Raw genomic sequence first — 20,096 nt, 5'->3', positions numbered from 1 at the left:
GCGCGTAGACTCTCCAAGGTTGCGCCTGTGTTCCCGCCTGCCCTTCCGGGGTCGTGTGGGGAACCGGGTGCACACGACAGTCGGCCTCCCGCGTGTACAGCGCGAGCCGAGATCCAGTCGAAGAATCAGGAAGACTGAGGAAGACGATGCCTCCGAAGAAGAAGAAGGTCTCAGGGCTCATCAAGCTCCAGATCCAGGCCGGCGCAGCCAACCCGGCCCCGCCGGTCGGTCCGGCTCTGGGTGCCCATGGTGTCAACATCATGGAGTTCTGCAAGGCCTACAACGCCGCCACCGAGAACCAGCGCGGAAACGTCGTGCCGGTCGAGATCACGGTCTACGAGGACCGGTCGTTCGACTTCAAGCTGAAGACGCCGCCGGCCGCCAAGCTCCTGCTCAAGGCCGCCGGCCTGCAGAAGGGCTCCGGCACCCCGCACTCCGCCAAGGTCGGCAAGGTCTCCATGGACCAGGTCCGCGAGATCGCGCAGACCAAGATGGAGGACCTCAACGCCAGCGACATCGACCAGGCCGCGAAGATCATCGTCGGCACCGCCCGTTCCATGGGCATCACGGTCGAGGCCTGACCTCCACCCCCCGAACATCTGTGGGAGGGCAGCTCAGGCCCGCACCACACCCGACCGTCGCGCGTGAAGACGCGGCAGGAATGGAACTGACATGAGCAAGAACAGCAAGGCCTTCAAGGCCGCAGCTGAGAAGGTCGACCGCACCAAGCTGTACTCGCCTCTGGACGCCCTGGCCTTGGCCAAGGAGACCGGCTCGACGAAGATGGATGCCACCGTCGAGGTCGCCATGCGACTTGGCGTCGACTCCCGCAAGGCGGACCAGATGGTCCGTGGCACCGTGAACCTTCCGCACGGTACCGGTAAGACCGCCCGCGTCATCGTCTTCGCCGCGGGCGAGAAGGCCACCGAGGCCGAGGCCGCCGGCGCCGACGTCGTTGGCTCCGACGACCTCATCGAGCGCATCCAGGGCGGCTGGCTCGACTTCGACGCCGCGATCGCCACCCCGGACCAGATGGCCAAGGTCGGCCGTGTGGCCCGCGTGCTCGGTCCGCGTGGCCTCATGCCCAACCCCAAGACGGGCACCGTCACGATGGACGTGACCAAGGCCGTGGGCGACATCAAGGGCGGCAAGATCACCTTCCGCACCGACAAGGCCAACAACCTGCACTTCATCGTGGGCAAGGCCTCCTTCTCCACGGAGCAGCTCACGGAGAACTACCAGGCCGCGGTCGACGAGGTCATGCGCCTCAAGCCGTCCTCCTCCAAGGGCCGCTACATGCAGAAGGTCACCATCTCCACGACGACCGGCCCCGGCATCCCGGTCGATCCGTCGGCGATCTCCAAGCTCCTCGAGGCGGGTTCCGACTCCGAAGCGAGCTGATCTGCTCGGCTGAGACGCCACCAGCTCGGCTGAAGGCCCCGCGACCGGTTATCCGGACGCGGGGCCTTCCCGCATTTCCCGGCATGCCGTGAGCGGCCGGCCGCCGGCCGACCGGTCCGCAGCCGCTCCTCCCGATGGCGTCTCGCGTGCCGGCATGCCCGCCCCCCACGCAGCCGCTCCTCGCGATGGCGTCTCGCCGTCGCTTCGGGGCGTGCGAGACGCCATGTTCGGGCGCGGCTGTGGGGGAGATGGGGCTGCGGCGAGGGCGAGACGCCATCGCAACGAGCGGCCCCGGGCACGGATTCCCTCGCGTTCGCACGCGCGGTACGGCAGCCCGGAGCACACAGTGACCTAGCTCACCCGCATGACAATGCCCTCGGGTATGGTTGGGTCACGCGGTCGCCGTCGGCACGCCCGCCCCGCTACCGGAGGGGGCCACGATCGGGGTCGACCGGATTACCCGCGGTGGCCGCCGCGGACGAGGTGCTCGACGATCGCGGTGACGACGTCCGCGACACGGTCCGTCAGCTCAGCGCGGCGCTGCAGACCGTCTCCGACGGCCGCGACGACATCTTCGCCACCGTCCGCAACCTCGAGGCCTTCACCGCCGCGATGGAGGGTTCCGGCGAGCAGATCACCACCTTCAACGAGGTGATGGCGGCGGTGACCGTCTCGGTGTCGCGCGGCCGGGGGGAGATCGGCCCGGCGCTCACCGAGCTCGACCTGGCAGTCGACGAGGTCCGCGACTTCGTCCGCGACAACCGGCAGGTGGGCATCGAGACCGTCCGGACGACCACCGACCTGCTGACGGTGCTGGCCGAGCAGCGCGACGACATCGCCCAGATCCTGCACGTCGCACCCACCGCGCTGTCGAACCTGCAGGGGATCTACCAGCCGTCGCAGAACGCGGTGATCTCGTCCCTCGCGCTGACCGACTTCGCGAACCCGATGCAGTTCATCTGCTCCGACCTGGCCGCTGCAGAGGAGACCGACGTGCACACCGCCTCCGAGGAGTGCGTGCGACTGCTCGGCCCCACGCTCACCGCGCTGGCGGTGGACTACCCGCCCGTGGCGATCAATCCCAGCCGCGGCGTCGGGGCGCTGCCGCACCAGCTCGACTACACCCACGACCACCTGCGGCCGGCTCCCGCCCTCGCGACCCCTGCCGACGCGTCCCCGACCCCCGCCGGCCCGGCGGACGGTCGCGTCGGCGTGACCGACCTGCTCACCGAGGGCGTCCGGTGACCGGGCGGCGCGCCGTGGGCGCGGCGCTGCTGGTCGTGTCGACGACGACGATGAGCGGTTGCGACTGGAAGGGGCCCAACAGTCTCCCGCTGCCCGGGACGGCCGGGGGCGGGCCGGACGGCTACTCGGTGACGGTGCAGCTCGCCGACGTCACCACCCTGGACCGCAATGCCCGTGTCCGGGTCGGCGACGTGACGGTGGGCCGCATCGCCGACATCCGCCTCGGCCCGGGGTTCGCCGAGGTGACGGTCGACCCCGACGGGGAGGTCCGCCTGCCGCGCAACGCCACGGCCCGGGTGGGGCAGAGCAGTCTCCTCGGTGCGTCCCACCTCGAGCTGTCGGCACCTCCGGGCGAACCCGCCGAGGGCACGCTGTCCGACGGCGACCTCGTCCCGGTGGAACGCAGCGGCGGGTACCCCACCACGGAGCAGACGCTGGCCACGCTCGCGGCGGCCCTCGGCGGCAGCGGCCTGGCCCAGGCGGCGGAGGTCTTCGGGGAACTCGACGTCGCGATGACCGGCCGCACCGACGAGGTCCGGGCGGTGGCGGGACGCCTCAGCGAGTTGCTCACCGGGCTCGAGGCGCAGAAGGAGGACATCGTGGTGGCGTTGGAGTCACTGGAGAGGCTCTCGACCGAACTCGCGATCCGCAGCGACGAGGTGGAGGGCGGGGTCGCCGACCTCGGGCCCGCACTCCAGGTCCTCGCGCAGCGGCGGCAGCGGCTCGTCGAGGCCACCCGCGCGGTGGACACCGTCACCGCGACCGCGGGCCGTGTCGTCGAGGCCTCCGGCGGTGACCTCCGTGCCGGTCTGGAGTCCCTCGACCCCGTCCTGCAGGGACTGGCGGATTCGGGGGCTCGCTCACCGAGTCACTGCGCTACCTGGCCACCTTCCCGTTCCCGCTGGACACCTACCGCAACGCGGTGCGCGGGGACTACGCCAACGGCACGGTCATCCTCGACCTTCGGCTGCCGGTCCTGGACACCGCGCTGCTCATCGGCACACCGTTCGAGGGGTCGCTAGCGTTGCTCGACACCATCCTGGGCGTACCCGCCCCACCCCGTTGACCAGTCCGACGTCGCCCACCGCCCCGCCTTCCCAATGGCCTTCCGGGACGATCGGGGTGGAGCGCATGGACGCCGCGCCGTCGGGGCGGACGATCTTCTCCTGCAGGACTAGCGGGATCTCGAACTCGCCGGCGGGCAGTCCCAACGGATTGTCGGGACGTCCGGTGTCGAACCGGTCGCGTGGGAGGTAGCCGCCCGCGAGACCGCCGTAGACGTTGAGGCGGGTGATGGCCATGGCGTGGTCGTGGTGCCAGAGCCCGGCCGCCTCCTGCCGGTTGTCGAAGTGGTGGAGGTGGCCCTGCCCGAGGAAGGACGACTGCTCCGGGTGGCCATCGCTGGCGGGCTCGGTGACCCCGCCGTGCAGGTGTAGCGACGTGGGTACCCGGGTACGCACCGACTCCGACAGTCCGTGCAGGCTCGTGTCGATGTCCGCGGCGTGTGGGTGGACTGAGATCTCATTGCGGTAGGTCAGCGTCGTCCGCACTCCGGCGTGCGATCACCGGACCCAGGTAACTGGCCGCGCCGTAACCCAAGGTCATCGCCGCGGGGAGGCCGCGGTGGAACCGGTGGGTGCCCGTCCGCGCGGACAGTTCCAGGGACTCTCCGGGCAGGACGTCCGGACGCGGGAGTTCGTCCACGTAGGGCTCGAGGACGGGGGAGTGGAACAACAGCGGGCTCGGACCAAGCGATCCCGGGCCGACCTGTGCGCGGGTGGCGGACGCGCCGACGAGTCCCATGCCCGCCACACCGGCCACCGTGCCGAGGAGTCTTCGCATCGTCACCACGGGCCCGCGAGCGCCGCCACCGAACCCGACCATGAGAGCTCCCGCTGCTATGACACGAGTCACAGTACCCTACGGTATGGTTCGGAGGTGGGGATCACCGAGTGACCGGGGGAGAGATGGCCCGACGGGACATGAGCCGACTCCCGAGGGTGAGAGCCGTGGGCGTGGCACTGCTTCGCGTGGGGTCACGGGGGTTGGATATCCGCGAGTGCCGAAGCGGATGCAGGCGCGGCCGTGCCCGTCCCCGGGATCGCCACCGCGCCGTCGCAGGTGCCTTGGCGGTGGTGGCCAAGGGGGTCGGCGACGTCGAGAACCCCAGCCGCGGGCTGAGGACCCACGACACGATCCTCGCGTGGGAACCCGCCTGGATGGACCCGATCTGCGAGGGGTTTCGGGAGGCCGTACGTGGCTCGGACCTGCTCGTCCGGCTCCACGCGGACGGCCTCCGGGCGCGCGGGGTGGTCTACACCGACATCGTCTCGACGGTCGACCTGCTCGTGCACCCACCGCTGGAACAGTCCCCGCCCGGCACAGAGGTGCGGGTCGTCCGGCCGTTCGCGGGCAGCCGGCCCGTGTGGCACGGCGAACCCGGGCGCGACCCGGACTCGCGCGCTCTGGTCATGGAGGCCCTCGGTCCGACGTAGGGTGACGACGATGACGACACGACACGGTGCCGCGGGCCGATGACCCGGGGGTCGACATGGTCCGCCCGGCCGAGCGGTCCGCGCACGGGGCGCCTCTCGGCGGAGGACTGGGCCCGCGCCGGGCTGGACCTGCTCATGACCGAGGGCAGGTCCGCGGTCAAGATCAGCAGACTCTGCGCCGACTTCGGCGTCACGAAGGGCAGCTTCTACTGGCATTTCGCCGACTTCGACGCGCTCATGGCCGCCATCGCCAGGCTCTACTTCTCGCAGGAGATGGACGCCGCCCGTGGTCTGGTCACCATGGAGGAGATGCCACCCGACGCACGGCTGGAGACCATGAGCGCGATGCTCGTGGAATCCCGCGCCTGGGAGGGGGAGGCCGCGATCCGCGAATGGGCCAGGGCGGACGAGACCGTCGCCGAGGCGGTTGCCGAACTGGACCAACGCATCCTGCGGGTGGTCCACGACGCGTTCGTCGAACTCGGGTTCTCCGAACGGGGGGCGAGGATCCGCGCCGGCGTCTTGGTGTACGCCGGCATCGGGTTCGTCTACGGGCGCTCAGCGCTGCCCGTGCCCACCGTGGAGGAGATCCACGACGTGCTGGCGCTGCTGGTGAAGCCCGAGACCTGACCTCCGGGGCCAGGTCGGGGAGCGCGGGTCAGACCGCCACCCGGACCGTGAGCCCCCTCCGCTTGATCCGCGCCGAGAACTCGGTCACGGTGCCGCAGTCCTCGCCGTCGATCTGGAACGCGGCCGGTTTCTCCAACACGCGGGCGGTGATCCCCACGCCCTGGCGGAAATCCAGTGGCCGGGTCCGATGCTCTTCTTTCCCGCTATCCTGGGTGGAGTTCCTCCGCAGTATCGGCTTGAGCCGGTGCTGGAACGTGTGATGGGCCAGCACCGCACCCGCCTGCGCCCACCCGAGAGGGCCCTTGGCGCGCAGAGCGAGAACGTCCAGGAGTCCGTCGTCGATGACGGCGTCGGGCAACAGCACCATCCCCGCCTGCAGCATCCCGCAGTTGGCCACCAGGAGGGTGCGCGCGCGGGTCTGGATCGGCGATCCGTCGTCGAGGGCGTACTCGACCCGGATCCGGTGGCCGCGCAACAGCGTGTTGGCGAACGCGCCGACGTACGCGAGCCAGCCCACCCGTGCCTTCAGTTTGTCGTCGGTGCCCGCGATCATGTCGGCGTCCATCCCGGCGCCGAGCATCACGAGGAACACGTCATCGTGGGACACGCCGTCGCCGTCGGTGTAGTGGACCTCGCCGAGGTCGATCGCGCGGCTCCGACCGCTCATGGCGACACGCAACGCACGGTCGACATCGTCCAACGGGACGCCGAGGTTGCGGGCGAGCAGGTTCCCGGTTCCCAGGGGGACGACTCCCATCGGCACCGAAGTGCCGAGCAGGCCCTGCGCCACCGACCGTACGGTGCCGTCGCCGCCGCACGCGATCACCAGTCCGACACCGTCGGCGGCCGCCCGTGCCGCCTGACCGGTGCCCGGGTCCTCCTCGGTGGTCTCGTAGAAGACGGGATCCGTCCACCCGTGCCTGGACGCCCGCTCCTCGGCGAGGCGGCGGACCTCGTCGATTCCGACCTTGGTGGGGTTGTAGACGACGGCGAGGCGAGACGGGGCTGGGGACACCGCACCAATGTGTCAGAAAGCCGACCGGCCCGCCATTCGTCGCCCCCGGGCGGATTTGGTATGCGACGGCGGCCGCCTATATCCTTGGGTCCGAAGTTTGAACGCCTGGGAGCTCTGCTCTCGGGCACCTGATCAAGTTTCACCGAAGACCGCAGGTCGCCGCTCCCGCCGGGGGTGGTCGAAGGGTCCGGGAGCGCCCGGACGGCCCGCGCAGGAGAACACCGGTCAGCGTCGGATGTGCCGTGGGTCCCCAGGGGCCCGTGCCAGCTCCTCCACGCCCCGTGCCACCTGCGCACGGGGCGTTCGTGTTTTCTCGGGCGAGATGATGCAGAAAGGAGGCGAAACATGGCAAAGCCCGCAAAGGTCCAGGCCGTCGAGGAGATCAAGCAGCACTTCCAGAACTCCACGACCGCCGTGGTCACCGAGTACCGCGGACTCTCCGTCCCGCAGGTCACCGAACTGCGCAAGACTCTGGGTGACGCGGCCACGTACACCGTGGCCAAGAACACCCTGGTCAAGCGTGCGGCTGAGGAAGCCGGAGTCGAGGGTCTCGATGACCTCCTGTCCGGTCCCACCGCCATCGCGTTCGTCACCGGTGAGGTCGTGGACGCCGCCAAGGCGCTCAAGAACTTCGCCAAGGACAACAAGGCGCTCGTCATCAAGGGCGGTGTCATGGACGGCTCACCGCTGTCCGCCACCGAACTCGACAAGATCGCCGATCTCGAGTCCCGCGAGGTCCTGCTCGCGAAGATGGCCGGTGCCCTCAAGGGTAACCAGACCAAGGCCGCCGGCCTGTTCAACGCGCCCGCTTCGCAGCTGGCACGTCTGTTCGCGGCGCTCGAGGACAAGAAAAACTAACCCCACATGCTTCCGGGCCGTCTGACGGCACCGGGACCAACAGAAAGGACGCCACCATGGCGAAGCTCAGCAACGACGAGCTGCTCGAGGCCTTCAAGGAGATGACTCTTCTGGAGCTCTCCGAGTTCGTGAAGCTGTTCGAAGACACCTTCGAGGTCACCGCGGCCGCTCCGGTCGCCGTCGCGGCTGCCGGCGCCCCGGCTGCCGGTGGCGAGGCCGCCGCCGAGCAGGACGAGTTCGACGTCGTCCTCGAGTCGGCCGGCGACAAGAAGATCGGCGTCATCAAGGTCGTGCGCGAGCTCGTGTCGGGCCTGGGCCTCAAGGAGGCCAAGGATCTCGTCGAGTCCGCCCCCAAGGCGATCGTCGAGAAGGTCGACAAGGAGGCCGCCGAGGCCGCCAAGACCAAGCTCGAGGAGGCCGGCGCGACGGTCACCCTCAAGTGATCTGACGCACTACCGCTTCACCAGGGACGGCCCGGCGATATCGCCGGGCCGTCCCTGTCCTATTTGCGTTCCACTCGCCCGTTTCCTCACGCCCGCCTGCCCTCTGGCCGCGAAAACGAAACACTTTTCCACGGGATGTAACAAAGCATGCCTCCAGAGCGGTAGTTTATAGTGACCGTGGCCACAGATCAGGGCCGAAGTGAGGAGTGGTTGACGTGGGTGTCGAGGTTTCCGTCGAGGGTCTGACCAAGTCCTTCGGTTCGCAGAAGATCTGGGAGGACGTCACGTTCACCCTTCCCGAGGGCGAGGTCAGTGCGCTGCTCGGTCCGTCGGGTACCGGTAAGTCGGTGTTCCTCAAGTCCCTGATCGGGCTGCTGCGCCCGGAGCGCGGCAAGATCATCATCGACGGCACTGACATCCTGCAGTGCACAGCCAAGGAGCTCTACGAGATCCGCAAGCTGTTCGGCGTCCTGTTCCAGGACGGTGCACTGTTCGGGTCCATGGACCTCTACGACAACGTCGCGTTCCCGCTGCGGGAGCACACGAAGAAGTCGGAGAGTGAGATCCGTGACATCGTCATGGAGAAGCTCGAGCTCACCGGCCTCACCGGGGCGGAGGGCAAACTGCCCGGCGAGATCTCCGGCGGTATGCGTAAGCGCGCAGGCCTGGCCCGCGCCCTGGTGCTGGACCCGGAGATCATCCTCGTCGACGAGCCCGACTCGGGCCTCGACCCGGTCCGCACCACCTACCTGGCTCAGCTGCTCATCGACATCAACGCCCAGATCGACGCGACGATCCTCATCGTCACGCACAACATCAACCTCGCCCGCACAGTGCCGGACAACCTCGGAATGCTCTACCGCAAGAAGCTCGTGATGTTCGGACCCCGCGAGGTGCTGCTCACCAGCGAGGAACCGTCCGTCCGCCAGTTCCTGCGCGGCTCCAAGCTCGGTCCCATCGGTATGTCCGAGGAGAAGGACGACGCGCAGATGCGCGAGGAGATGAAGCAGGCGGAGGAGGGGCACATCGACGGATCCCCGGGCGAGGACGAGCTCAAGGGGGTGCCGCCGCAGATGCAGCCGACCCCGGGCGCCCCCGAGCGCAAGGGTGAGATCCGGCGTGAGGAGAGGGTGGCAGAGATGCTCGACACGCTGCCGGAGGGTGCGCAGCAGGCCATCCGCGAGGAATGGGCCTCTCGCGGTCACGGCAACGGTAAGGTCGCCGCGTCGGCGCCTGCAGGGGCCACCTCGTCGCAGTCGGACGCGGGCTCCAACTCGTCCGGAGTGGACGAGCACTACGGGTCCGACGAGAACTGACGCGTCGACCGAGCCGGGGTGATTTGATGGCGGAGGGTACGGCCCAGCATCCAGAAGGACGGGCCGGCATGTCACCGGCCGATGTCGGAGGAGGCTTCCGGACCGCGGTGGGCGGGGCCGGCGAGGTATTCCGACTGTTCCTCGACGTGCTACGAGGGGTCTTCAGGCGACCGTTCCAGTTCCGTGAGTTCATAGAGCAGTCCTGGTTCATCGCCTCGGTGACGATCCTCCCGTCGGCACTGGTGGCGATCCCGTTCGGGGCCGTCGTGGCGATGCAGACCGGGTCGCTCGTCCAGCAGCTCGGCGCCGAGGCCTACACGGGGGCCACCGGCGTCCTCGCCGTCGTCCAACAGGGTGCGCCGCTGGTGACCTCACTGCTGATCGCGGGCGCCGCCGGTTCGGCGGTGGCCGCCGACCTCGGTGCCCGGACCATCCGCGAGGAGCTCGACGCGATGCGAGTCCTGGGGATCGATCCCATCCAGAGGCTCGTCGTCCCGCGGGTGCTCGGCATGATGCTCGTCGCGGTGCTCCTGAACGGACTCGTCTCCATCGTCGGGATCTCCGGCGGTTACGTGTTCAACATCATGCTGCAGGGCGGCACACCGGGCGCCTACCTGATGTCCTTCGGTGCCCTCGCACAACTGCCCGACTTCATCATGTCCTCGATCAAGGCCCTGATCTTCGGACTCATCGCCGGCGTGGTCGCCTCGTACTGCGGGATGAACCCCAAGGGCGGCCCCAAGGGGGTCGGCGACGCCGTCAACCTCGGCGTGGTCCTCACATTCCTCCTGCTGTTCTTCGCCAACCTCATCTTGACGGCGATGTACCTGCAGATCGTTCCCCCGAAGGGGTCGTAATGGCGATCCATACCGATGTCGGACCCACGAGGGCCCGGCTGAGGGCCCTCGTCCGTGGCCCGGTCAGTTCGTTCGACTCCCTGGGCGACCAGCTCGCCTTCCACCTCCGGGCGATCCGCTGGATCCCTCAGACGATCGTCCACTACCGCCACGAGGTACTGCGCCTGATCGCGGAGGTGACCTTCGGCGTCGGCACGCTGGCGGTGCTCGGCGGGACCATCGGCGTCATCGTCATGATGAGCGGGTTCACCGGGGTCGTCGTCGGCCTGCAGGGGTACGCAGCCCTCGACCAGATCGGTAGCTCGGTCCTCACCGGGTTCCTGTCCGCCTACGTCAACACCCGCGAGGTCGCCCCCATCGTGGCGTCGCTCGCCCTGTCCGCCACCGTCGGCTGCGGCTTCACGGCCCAACTCGGCGCGATGCGGATATCCGAGGAGATCGACGCCTTGGAGGTCATGGCGATTCCGAGCGTGCCGTACCTCGTCACCACTCGGGTCATCGCCGGGTTCATCGCCGTCATTCCGCTCTACGTCGTGGGTCTGCTCTCGTCATACCTCGCCACGCGGGGAGTCAACACCATGATTCAAGGACAGTCCACAGGGTCGTTCGACCACTACTTCCATCTGTTCCTGCCTCCGGAAGACGTGATCTACTCCTTCATCAAGGTGATCATCTTCGCCTTCGTGCTGGTGATGATCCACTGCTACTACGGCTACACCGCGTCCGGGGGCCCGGCCGGCGTCGGCGTGGCGGTGGGGCGCGCTGTCCGCACCACGATCGTCGTGGTGGCGATCCTGAACTTCTTCGTCGGACTGGCACTTTGGGGCACGACCACGACGGTGCGGGTGGCGGGATGAACGAGCTCTCCGTACTCTCCAAGCGGTTGCTGGCCGCCCTTTTCATCATTATCGTCCTGGCGTTCGTCGGGACCACCATCGCGATCTACAACCGCGCCTTCACCGACTCGGACAGCGTCACCCTGTACACCGATGACATGGCCTTCGCGCTCCCCAACGACGCGGACGTCAAGGCGCGCGGTGTCCTCGTGGGCCGCGTCTCCGGGGTCGAACCCGACGGGGACCGGGTGCAGGTCAACATGGAGTTCGACCCGGCGTTCATGGAACAACTGCCGGCCAACGTCAGTGGCCGCCTGCTCCCCAAGACGTTGTTCGGTGAGCGGTTCGTCGACCTGGGGTTCCCCGATCAGCCCGTGGGGACGCTCGAACCGGGAGCGACCATCGAGCAGGACACCCGCGGCAACGCTCTCGAGTTGGGGCGCGTCCTCGACGGGCTACTGCCCGTTCTCGAGGCGGTCCCGCCGCAGAAGTTGGCCGGGACGCTCGGAGCGCTGAACCAGGCGCTCGCCGGGAAGGGTGACGAGATCGGCGCCAGCCTGGTCGAGATCGGACAGGTCTTCGACGGCATCAACCAGGAGCTGCCCGCTCTGGAAGCCGGGCTGGAGGATCTGGCGACCTTCTCCCAGACCTATTCCGAGGCGCTGCCTGATCTCATCAACGCCCTCGACGCACTGCGCACCACCGGGGACACGGTGATCCAGCGCCGCCCCGACATCGCCGACGGCATGCGGCGCATCAGCGAGTCGTCCGAGGTTCTCACCGGTTTCCTCGCCGCAAACCGCAACGACCTCATCGCCCTGGCGGCGGATTCGCGCACCACCCTGGAGTACCTGGCCGAGTACTCGCCGGCACTGCCGTGCTCGGTGGAGCTCTACATGATCGCACTGGAGCGGTCTGACGCCATCCTGGGCGTGGGCACCGAGCACCCCGGCATCCGGGTGACGGTCGAGGTCGCCAGTCCCAAGGGGCGTTACATACCCAACCAGGACGAACCGCGTTTGTTCGACACCCGCGGTGCCCGCTGTTACGACCCGGCGCAGGAGCCGTTCAACTTCGGGGTGGCCCCTGGCGGGGCGGTCGCCGACGGGAGCTATCAGGTCCCCACCCGCAACCCGGGGCCCGCGTTCGTACCGACCCTGCCCAACCCGCTTCTCCAGGACGGGCCGGTTCCCGCCATCCGTAGCCGTGGCTCGGTTCCCCCGGCTCCCGGCCAGGCGGTGCCCGAGCAGCCCAACATGCCGTTCCCGTCGACCGTGACCGCGGGCCAGGGCGCCGATGTGATGGCTATGGCCTACGCCGGCTCTCCGCTGGAGACCGACACCGTCCGCACCGTGCTGGGGGTCGCTTCCTCGCGCGACGCGGAGGAGATCCCCGCCTGGATCGGCGGGATCGGCGCCCCAGCGCTGCGCGGAACGGAGGTGGGTTTTCGATGAACGCCAAACTCAAGGCGCTGTTCCGTGGCGGCCTGCTGGGGTCATTCGTCAAGCTGGCGGTCTTCATCGTGGTCACCGCGCTGCTCAGCACGGTCCTCGCAGTGACCATCCGGGGCGGCACCCGGGCGGAAGGTACGGGGTACTCTGCGATCTTCTCCGACGTGACAATGCTGGAGGAGGGCGACGACGTCCGGATAGCCGGCGTCGTGGTGGGCCAGATCACCGGGATGGAGATCCACGACCGCGACCGGGCGAAGGTGGACTTCACGCTGGCCGGCGACCGCACCCTGCCGGCCAACGTGCACCTGGCGCTGCGGTTCCGCAACATGATCGGCCAGCGGTACATGAACATCTCGCGGGAACCCGGGCCGGTCCAATCGACCCTGCAGGAAGGGACCACGATCGGTATCGAGAACACCTCGCCCGCGGTCGATCTCACGGCGCTGTTCAACGGCTTCCGGCCGCTCTTCACGACCCTGCAGCCGGAGGACGTCAACGCGCTCGCGGACTCGCTGGTTCGGGTATTGCAGGGGGAGGGCGGAACGGTGACGAGCCTGGTCCGCCAGACCGGTGAGCTGACCAACCACCTGGCCGATCGGGATCAGGTGATCGGCGAGGTCATCGACAACCTCACCCGGGTCCTCGAGACGATCAACGAGCGGGACGTGCAGTTCCAACAGCTCGTCGTGACCACCAGGCAACTCGTCGAGGGACTCGCCGACGAGCGGGACGCGATCGGTAGTTCGCTCGACTCGATGGCGGACCTGACTTCGTCAGCGGAGAACATCGTCACTGCCACGCGGCCCGCCGTCACCGAGTCGCTCGACCACCTCAAGTTGGTCACCGACGACCTCACGGCTAACCGCGACAAGCTCAGCGAGGTTCTCATCAATCTGCCGCGCAAGACCGACGGCCTCATCAGGATGGGTTCGTTCGGGTCCTGGTTCCAGTTCTATCTCTGTGGCGTCGACGTGGTGCACGGCCCGGGCACCGACGTGCCCAACCTGCTTCCGAGCGGTGGCCCCACGATCAATCATCCGGTGTACACGAACGTCGCGCCTCGGTGCCACGCAGGGGGAATCCCATGAGCAAGCGCAGGCCGGGTGAGCCCCGGTTCAGTAACGCCACCGTCGGAGCGATCGGGGTCCTGGTGATCCTCGCCCTCACCGCCGTGTCGTTCAGGCTCGACGCGCTACCGATCGTGGGGGCGGGGCCCAAATACACGGCCTACTTCTCCGAGGCCGCCGGGCTGGCGGGTGGCAGCGAGGTCCGCGTGGCCGGCGTCAAGGTGGGCGTCGTGACCGACGTGGCGCTCGAAGGCGACAAGGTGGCCGTGGGCTTCCGGGCAAAGGACGCCTGGCTGGGGGACGACACCCGGGCGAGCATCCAGCTCAAGACCGTGCTCGGCCAGAAGTACCTCGCGCTCACGCCGGCGGGAACCGGGGAACTCGAAACGGCGGAGCCGATCCCGCTCGAGCGCACGGTGGCTCCGTACGACGTGGTCACAGCATTCTCCTCCGCCGCCGAGACGCTCGGCGAGATCGATGACGCCAAACTGGCCGAGAGCCTGGTCACGCTCACCGACACCATGCAGGCGTCGCCCGAGGAGTTCCGGGGCGCGGTCGACGGTATGGCGCGTCTGTCGCAGACCGTCTCCAGCCGGGACGCTGAATTGCGGAGGCTACTCGAGGCGACGCGCACGAGCTCTCAGATCGTGGCCGACCGCAATGACGACTTCCGGCGCCTGATCATCGGCACCGGACAGCTGCTAGGTGAACTCAACGAGCGCGCCGAGAGCCTCAAGCTGGTGTTGGCCTCCACGCGCGGACTGTCGATCGAGCTCCGCCGGTTCGTCGCGGAGAACGAGGCCGAGTTCAAGCCGACCCTGGATAGTCTCGACTCCGCCCTGGCCGTGCTGACCGACCACGAGGAAGAGCTGAGGGCGTCCATCCACAACCTCGGGCCCTTCTATCGGCTGTACTCCAATATGCTGGGCACGGGCAGATGGTTCGATGGCGTGATCACCAACCTCCTCCCGCCGGGTATCCCCGAACCGCCCTTCTATCCCGGCGCCCGCGCGCCCGCAAGACAGAGTGGGATCAACTGATGCGCAAGAAGCTGCCGTACCCGCTCGTCGGGCTGTTGCTCGTCGTCGTCGTGGCCGCCGTGACCGTGGGCTACCTCGCCGTCACCAGCCTCGGACGCACTACCATCACCGCCACCTTTTCGACAGCCGTCGGAATATCCGAGGGCTCCGATGTCCGGATCCTGGGGGTGACGGTGGGTTCCGTCGACAAGGTGACCCCCATGGGGGAGACCGTCGAGGTCGAGCTCCACGTCCGCCGGGGCGTGGACGTCCCGGCGGACGCCAAGGCGATCCAGGTGACGCCCTCGGTCGTCCCGGACCGCAACGTCCAACTACTGCCCGCCTACTCGGGTGGCCCCAAGATGGAATCGGGAGCGCACATCCCCCTCGAGCGGACGGCGACACCGGTCGAGGTGGACGAGCTCTACGCCTCGGTGGAGGGCCTGACCGATGCTCTCGGTCCGGAGGGCGCCAACAAGGACGGCGCGCTCGACCGGTTCGTCACCGCGTCCGCGGATACGCTCGGAGGCAATGGTGCCGCACTCGGGCGGTCGATCGACGAGTTGTCGCAGGCCGCGACGACGTTGGCGGACTCGAGTCAGGACATCAGCGAGACCGTGGTCAATCTCCAGTCGTTCGTCACGATGCTCGCGCAGAACGACGCCCAGGTGAGGCAGTTCAACTCCCAGATGTCGAGCTTCAACCAGACCGTCGCCGGTCAGCGCGAGGACCTCCAGGGGGCCCTGGCCGAACTGAGCTATGCGCTCGCGGATGTCGCGCGCCTCGTGCGGGACAACCAGGACGTGATCCGCAGCAATGCGGACCGCTTGGTGAGGCTCAGTCAGATCACCGCCGACCAGAGGGACGACATCGAGGAGATCCTTAAGTTGGCTCCGCTGGGTCTGTCCAACCTCGTCGGCGCCTACGATTCCGAGTCTGGGACGGTGTCCTTGCGTCTCAACATCCCGGAGTTGCAGGACCCGGCCGGCGTCCTGTGCCAGCTCATGAGGCTCGGCCGCCTCAATCCCGGGGACCAGATGCTGGCCGAGCTCGACAACATCCGGCGCGCGGATATCGAGGCCTGCGAGGCTCTCGCGCCACAGCGCAACGCCGATCTACGCGCGTCCAACCCGGACCTGCCGTTGGGCATCCTCGCGGGCGAGATGAATCAGTCCATCCCGGTTCCCGGGACGGTCCAGGGCAATCGCGGGTGGCCGATGACGCCCGCCTCGGAAGGGGGCCGGGGATGATCAGGCCGACCATGCCCGTACTCGGTCGCACCGCCCGCGCGGTCGGTGCCAGCGCGCTCGTGGCCGCGCTCGCGGCGGGGTGCTCGATGAATCTGGAGGACTACACCCTGCCGGGTGGCGCGGACCTGGGGGAGAACCCCATGCACGTGGCCGTCCGCTTCGACGATGTGTTGGATCTGGTCCTGCAGTCTTCGGTCAAGGTCAATGGTCTGGACGCCGGCCGCGTGTCCGGTATCTCGCTGGCGGAGGACGGGTGGACTGCAGAGGTGGACATCGTCGTCCGCGGCGACATGGGGCTGCCCGCCAACGTCGAGGCCTCGATCCAGCAGACCAATCTCCTTGGCGAGAAGTTCGTGCAGCTCAGCCCGCCGGAGGACGAGCCGCCCACCGGAGAGCTGTCCAGCGGTGACGTCATCGCCACCTCGGACACCCGCACGGCCACCGACATCGAGCAGGTTCTCGGCGCGCTGTCGCTGTTGCTCAACGGCGGCGGCGTGGACCAGCTGCAGCCGATCGTGGCCGAACTGCGCAAGGCCACCGACGGCCGCGAAGAGGATCTCACCCGGACCCTGCGATCGGCGGACGAACTCATCGGGGGGCTCAACCGGCAGCGCGACAGCATCACGGAAGCCCTCGAGGGCGTGAACCTCATGACGTCGCGGGCCAACGACCAGCGCCAGCAGATCGAGGCGGCGCTCGACCAGCTGCCCGCCGGGGTGGCGGTGCTCGAGGAGCAGCGCTCGCAGTTCGTGGAGATGCTGCGCCGGGTCGACGCGCTGGGCCAGGTCGGCTCGGACATCCTGCTCACCAGTAGGGAGGACCTCATCGCCGACCTGCGGGCGCTGCGCCCGGTCCTGCAGTACCTCGGCGAGACCACTCCAGAACTCATCGAACTGCTCGGTTTCGTCCCCACCCTCCCCTTCCCGGACTCGTCTATCCCGGCGACCGTCGGCGGTGCGGCCAATCTGTTCCTTTCCGTGGACGCGACGATCTCTGAGACGCTCCGGAATCTGGGGGCTAACCAGGGCGAACCGGTGGTTCTCCGTCCGACCACCACGAGCGGGCCCTACGTCGTGGACCCGCAGAACCCCTGGGTCGGCGACAACGGCCCCGACCGGCGGACGACCATCGTGTTGCCGCTCCTGCCGGTCCCGCCGGTCATGGACCGGGCGGTGGTGCCCAAGCCCGCACCAGGAATTTCGGAGTTCTCCGAGAACTACCTGCCCGAACCAGGGGAGCCAGGATACCGATGACCAAGACACTCAGGAACCAGCTCATCGCCTTCTGTGTGATCGCGGCGGTCGGGATCACCTACGTTGGCGCCAACTACGTGCGCCTGCCTTCGCTGTTCGGGATCGGCCAGTACCAGGTCTATCTGGACCTGCCCGAGACCGGCGGGGTGTTCACCAACGCGGCCGTCAACTACCGCGGCACGGCGATCGGACGGGTGGGGGAGCTCTCGCTCACCGACGACGGTGTGCGTGTCGAGCTCGACCTCGACTCGAGCGCCCCCGACATCCCGGCGGACACCGAGGCCGTGGTCGCCAACCGCTCCGCCATCGGAGAGCAATACGTGGACCTGCGACCCAACAGCAACTCGGCGCCGTATCTCGAGGACGGGGACACGGTCTCCGCCGGCCGCGAAGCGCTGCCGGTACCCGTCGAGAACCTGTTGGCCTCCGTCGACGACCTTTCCCGATCGGTCCCCCTGGACGACCTTGAGGTGACCGTCGACGAACTCGGCAAGGCTTTCCAGGGCAGGGGGCCCCAGCTGGAGCGGCTCTCGGACTCCCTCATCCGGATTTCCGAGTCCGGTATCCGCACCATGCCGCAGTTGCAGACGCTGATCCGCGACGGGGCGACCGTCCTGGAGACGCAGGCCGACCAGTCCGGCGAGATCGTCAGCTTCTCCCGGGATCTGAGGACGGTCACCGAGGCCTTGCGCGACTCGGACTCCGACCTGGAACGGCTGATCACCACGGGACCGGAGTTCGCCGATGAGACCCGCTACCTGGTGGAGAACTCCGGCGACCCGCTGTCCGGAACCGTGCGGAACCTGTCGGCGACCATGAAGACGGTCGATCCACTGGCGCCGTCGTTCAAGGTGCTCCTGCAGCTGTTGCCGGCACTGGCTGCCGGCGCATTGACCGTGGCTCCGGGAGATGGAACCATCCACTTCGGTCTGTCGCTCGAGACGAATAACCCCCCACCGTGTACCCAAGGGTACGAAGGTACGTGGGAGATCATCGAGCAAATGGAGGCGCAGGACCCGTCCTTCGACTGGCAGGAACAGGACTTCCCGCCCAACTACGATGCGCAGTGCACCGTGCCGTTCGGCAGCCCCACCGGCGTCCGCAGTGCCGATCGGATGGAATATGCGCACCCGGACGTGCCGCAGCCGTGGGACACCAAGCCCAAGATCGACCCCGACAAGGCCAACCTGTCCGTGGCCGCCACGCAGCTCGCGGTGCTGCAGGGGCTGATCCCCCGGTGACCGCGCAACCGGGCGGCGACTCGGCGGACGGCGGGTCCGGTAGTGTCGCCGCCATGAGTTCGCAGGGAACGGACGGGGGCGCGCGCCGCCCCGGGGTGGTGGGGACCGTACCGAGATGGCTGGCGGTCCTCGCGGCGATCATCCTCGTGGCGGGCCTGGCGACGCTGGTGGTCTTCGGGGTGCGTTACGCCGAGGCGCGGTCGGCACAGGAGGTGGCGTCCGAGCGCGAGGCGGCCTCCGATGTCGCCGCCCAGGTGATCGTCAACGCGTTCAGCTTCGACCACCGGAACGTCGACGACTCGCTCGAGCAGCTGGCAGAGGCCTCGACCGGTGAGTTCCTCACCGAGCAGGAGCAGTATGCCGACGACGTGCGGACGCGCGTGGTGGAGCAGAAGGCGGTCACCACGGCCACGGTCTCGCACACCGCCGTGGAGACCCTGGACCTCGAGGCCGGCGACGCGGCCGTCCTGGTGGTGTTCACCGCCCACTCCGAGCGGGAGGGCCAGGATGACATCACCGGTCGGCAGGCGATGCGCGTGGATCTGACGCGAGAGGACGACACCTGGAAGGCCGACGCGGTCAACCAGGTGGGCGTGACGGTCCCGGTGGGCGAGTCCAGCCAGTCCGTGCAGGAGCTCAACGGGCCGGAGGAACAGGACGACCCGGCCACCGAGGAGGAGTCGACCCCCGCGCCGACCACCTCCGCCGGACGATGACGAAGGACGACAGTCGCTGATGCCACCGATCAAGAGGACACAGAAGCCGGTCACTCCGGCGCCCCGTAGGCGGCTGGCCGGACACGGCGGTCAGACCCGACCCGAGGGCGGCACCGGAACCGGAACCGGAACCGGGACGGATCGCGGGGAGCGGCATGCCGGCCGTCGGCCCGGCGGTCGCACGATCGCGTACTCCGCCATAGCGGTGGGGCTGGTCGCCGGGGCCGTCGGCACGTTCTTGGCGACGGAACCCGGGGTCGACGTGGACAACCGGGCGTTCGTCGACCGCGAGGCCACCGAGGAGGTCCTCTCGGCGGCGACGACCAACGTCCAGCGGCTCGTGGCGATCGACCACGAGACCCTCGACGAGTACCACGATTCCCTGGGTGAGTTCCTCACCCCGGAACTCGTGAACGAGCTCGACGAGAACTGGCCCGCGTTGCGTGACAGCTACGAGCAGTCCGCGACGAGCGTCGACGCAGAGGTCCGCGAGGCCGGTCTCGCCTACCTGCAGGGCGACAAGGCCGAGGTGTTGCTGGTCCAGGATGTGTCGATGACCAGGGACGGCGCGGCTGCGGGAAGTACCAGCGGCACCTATCTCGTCGGTCTGGACAAGATCGACGGCGTGTGGAAACTGTCGAGGATCCCGGATCTGCCCTCCTGACGAGGACTGGTCGGGAACCGATCCGGCAACCGACCGTGCCAGATCCTTGACGAAAGTGCTTTCACCCGTCACCCTTTAGGGGCATCGGGCGAGTGCCGTAGAGGTTGAGTGCGACACGGTCCGGGTGCGACGTCCCGACCGGGGGCCGATGAGGCGAGAGCCACGAGGGCAACCAGCGCAGAGACGGACGCCGCACCACGCACGTGACCAGCCTCCGGGGGACACTCCGTTGAAGGCTGGACTTTGTCGCCGCCTTCCGCTAGATTAGGTCGTTGCGCTGGCTGCTATTTGCCCTCCCGTCCGTCCGTGACGGCTCACTCCCGGTTCCACCGGGTG

22 protein-coding genes are annotated in these 20,096 nt (G+C 68.3%); 19 read left to right on the top strand and 3 right to left on the bottom strand.

All coding sequences use genetic code 11. The features are described from left to right. Positions 1–146 precede the first annotated feature (146 nt). The 4 genes from rplK to AYO52_RS10550 all read left to right on the top strand — a co-directional run bounded on the left by rplK (position 147) and on the right by AYO52_RS10550 (position 3,668). Entirely contained in the window at positions 147–581 is a 435-nt protein-coding gene (gene rplK / locus AYO52_RS10565; RefSeq protein ID WP_007631783.1) for a 50S ribosomal protein L11, read from the top strand. Positions 582–672: 91 nt separating this feature from the next. Beyond that, a complete protein-coding gene (gene rplA / locus AYO52_RS10560) occupies positions 673–1,401 on the top strand; it encodes a 50S ribosomal protein L1 (RefSeq protein ID WP_007631785.1) in 729 nt (242 codons plus the stop codon). 465 nt (positions 1,402–1,866) lie between these two features. After that, positions 1,867–2,646: an MCE family protein gene (locus tag AYO52_RS10555; RefSeq protein WP_007631787.1), complete on the top strand. Its 780-nt coding sequence runs from the start codon at positions 1,867–1,869 to the stop codon at positions 2,644–2,646. Beyond that, on the top strand, positions 2,643–3,668 hold the full coding sequence (locus AYO52_RS10550) for an MCE family protein (protein ID WP_067716814.1): 1,026 nt from the start codon (positions 2,643–2,645) through the stop codon (positions 3,666–3,668). The genes AYO52_RS10555 and AYO52_RS10550 overlap by 4 nt, the downstream gene beginning before the upstream one ends. Here AYO52_RS10550 and AYO52_RS18300 read toward each other — a convergent pair. Both AYO52_RS18300 and AYO52_RS10540 read right to left on the bottom strand, forming a co-directional pair. Then, a complete protein-coding gene (locus AYO52_RS18300) occupies positions 3,639–4,196 on the bottom strand; it encodes a hypothetical protein (protein WP_063971826.1) in 558 nt (185 codons plus the stop codon). The two genes, AYO52_RS10550 and AYO52_RS18300, sit on opposite strands and share 30 nt — an antisense overlap. Beyond that, a complete protein-coding gene (locus AYO52_RS10540; RefSeq protein ID WP_132063038.1) occupies positions 4,168–4,560 on the bottom strand; it encodes a hypothetical protein in 393 nt (130 codons plus the stop codon). Before AYO52_RS10540 ends, AYO52_RS18300 begins: the two co-directional genes overlap by 29 nt. A gap of 221 nt (positions 4,561–4,781) precedes the next feature. Between AYO52_RS10540 and AYO52_RS10535 the strand changes: the two genes are divergently transcribed. Next, a complete protein-coding gene (locus AYO52_RS10535) occupies positions 4,782–5,141 on the top strand; it encodes a hypothetical protein (RefSeq protein ID WP_132063036.1) in 360 nt (119 codons plus the stop codon). 39 nt (positions 5,142–5,180) lie between these two features. Beyond that, a complete protein-coding gene (locus AYO52_RS10530; protein WP_007631800.1) occupies positions 5,181–5,771 on the top strand; it encodes a TetR/AcrR family transcriptional regulator in 591 nt (196 codons plus the stop codon). Positions 5,772–5,799: 28 nt separating this feature from the next. Here AYO52_RS10530 and AYO52_RS10525 read toward each other — a convergent pair whose 3' ends face one another. Continuing rightward, positions 5,800–6,786 (bottom strand): diacylglycerol kinase family protein, encoded by a 987-nt coding sequence (locus AYO52_RS10525; RefSeq protein WP_067716811.1) that lies wholly within the window; start codon positions 6,784–6,786, stop codon positions 5,800–5,802. Between the two features lie 345 nt (positions 6,787–7,131). On the opposite strand from AYO52_RS10525, the gene rplJ reads away from it, so the two are divergent. From rplJ to AYO52_RS10460, 13 genes are all read left to right on the top strand, one after another. Then, positions 7,132–7,644, top strand: coding sequence for a 50S ribosomal protein L10 (gene rplJ / locus AYO52_RS10520; protein WP_007631803.1), 513 nt, complete (start codon positions 7,132–7,134; stop codon positions 7,642–7,644). A gap of 56 nt (positions 7,645–7,700) precedes the next feature. Next, positions 7,701–8,087, top strand: coding sequence for a 50S ribosomal protein L7/L12 (gene rplL, locus AYO52_RS10515; protein ID WP_007631805.1), 387 nt, complete (start codon positions 7,701–7,703; stop codon positions 8,085–8,087). A 215-nt stretch (positions 8,088–8,302) separates the two neighbouring features. Continuing rightward, complete coding sequence (locus AYO52_RS10510) at positions 8,303–9,403, top strand: ABC transporter ATP-binding protein (RefSeq protein ID WP_067716808.1); 1,101 nt, start codon at positions 8,303–8,305, stop codon at positions 9,401–9,403. 68 nt (positions 9,404–9,471) lie between these two features. Further along, positions 9,472–10,260: an ABC transporter permease gene (locus AYO52_RS10505; protein ID WP_067716806.1), complete on the top strand. Its 789-nt coding sequence runs from the start codon at positions 9,472–9,474 to the stop codon at positions 10,258–10,260. After that, complete coding sequence (locus tag AYO52_RS10500) at positions 10,260–11,117, top strand: ABC transporter permease (RefSeq protein WP_067716803.1); 858 nt, start codon at positions 10,260–10,262, stop codon at positions 11,115–11,117. The genes AYO52_RS10505 and AYO52_RS10500 overlap by 1 nt, the downstream gene beginning before the upstream one ends. Beyond that, a complete protein-coding gene (locus AYO52_RS10495) occupies positions 11,114–12,550 on the top strand; it encodes an MCE family protein (protein ID WP_007631816.1) in 1,437 nt (478 codons plus the stop codon). Before AYO52_RS10500 ends, AYO52_RS10495 begins: the two co-directional genes overlap by 4 nt. After that, positions 12,547–13,638 (top strand): MCE family protein, encoded by a 1,092-nt coding sequence (locus AYO52_RS10490; RefSeq protein WP_007631817.1) that lies wholly within the window; start codon positions 12,547–12,549, stop codon positions 13,636–13,638. The genes AYO52_RS10495 and AYO52_RS10490 overlap by 4 nt, the downstream gene beginning before the upstream one ends. After that, positions 13,635–14,657: an MCE family protein gene (locus tag AYO52_RS10485; protein ID WP_007631819.1), complete on the top strand. Its 1,023-nt coding sequence runs from the start codon at positions 13,635–13,637 to the stop codon at positions 14,655–14,657. Before AYO52_RS10490 ends, AYO52_RS10485 begins: the two co-directional genes overlap by 4 nt. After that, positions 14,657–15,886: an MCE family protein gene (locus tag AYO52_RS10480; RefSeq protein ID WP_007631821.1), complete on the top strand. Its 1,230-nt coding sequence runs from the start codon at positions 14,657–14,659 to the stop codon at positions 15,884–15,886. Before AYO52_RS10485 ends, AYO52_RS10480 begins: the two co-directional genes overlap by 1 nt. Further along, positions 15,883–17,139, top strand: coding sequence for an MCE family protein (locus tag AYO52_RS10475; protein ID WP_007631823.1), 1,257 nt, complete (start codon positions 15,883–15,885; stop codon positions 17,137–17,139). The genes AYO52_RS10480 and AYO52_RS10475 overlap by 4 nt, the downstream gene beginning before the upstream one ends. Beyond that, a complete protein-coding gene (locus AYO52_RS10470) occupies positions 17,136–18,380 on the top strand; it encodes an MCE family protein (RefSeq protein WP_007631825.1) in 1,245 nt (414 codons plus the stop codon). Before AYO52_RS10475 ends, AYO52_RS10470 begins: the two co-directional genes overlap by 4 nt. A gap of 53 nt (positions 18,381–18,433) precedes the next feature. Next, positions 18,434–19,096: a hypothetical protein gene (locus tag AYO52_RS10465; protein ID WP_100086332.1), complete on the top strand. Its 663-nt coding sequence runs from the start codon at positions 18,434–18,436 to the stop codon at positions 19,094–19,096. 19 nt (positions 19,097–19,115) lie between these two features. Next, positions 19,116–19,760 carry a hypothetical protein gene (locus tag AYO52_RS10460; protein ID WP_067716801.1) on the top strand — a complete coding sequence of 215 codons (645 nt, stop codon included), beginning with the start codon at positions 19,116–19,118 and terminating at the stop codon, positions 19,758–19,760. The last annotated feature ends 336 nt before the right edge of the window (positions 19,761–20,096 follow it).

Source organism: Dietzia sp. 111N12-1, assembly GCF_001658045.1.
Taxonomy (GTDB): Bacteria; Actinomycetota; Actinomycetes; order Mycobacteriales; family Mycobacteriaceae; genus Dietzia; species Dietzia kunjamensis.
Note: the sequence above shows the minus strand (reverse complement) of the source record. Positions and strands in the feature narration are given on the sequence as shown.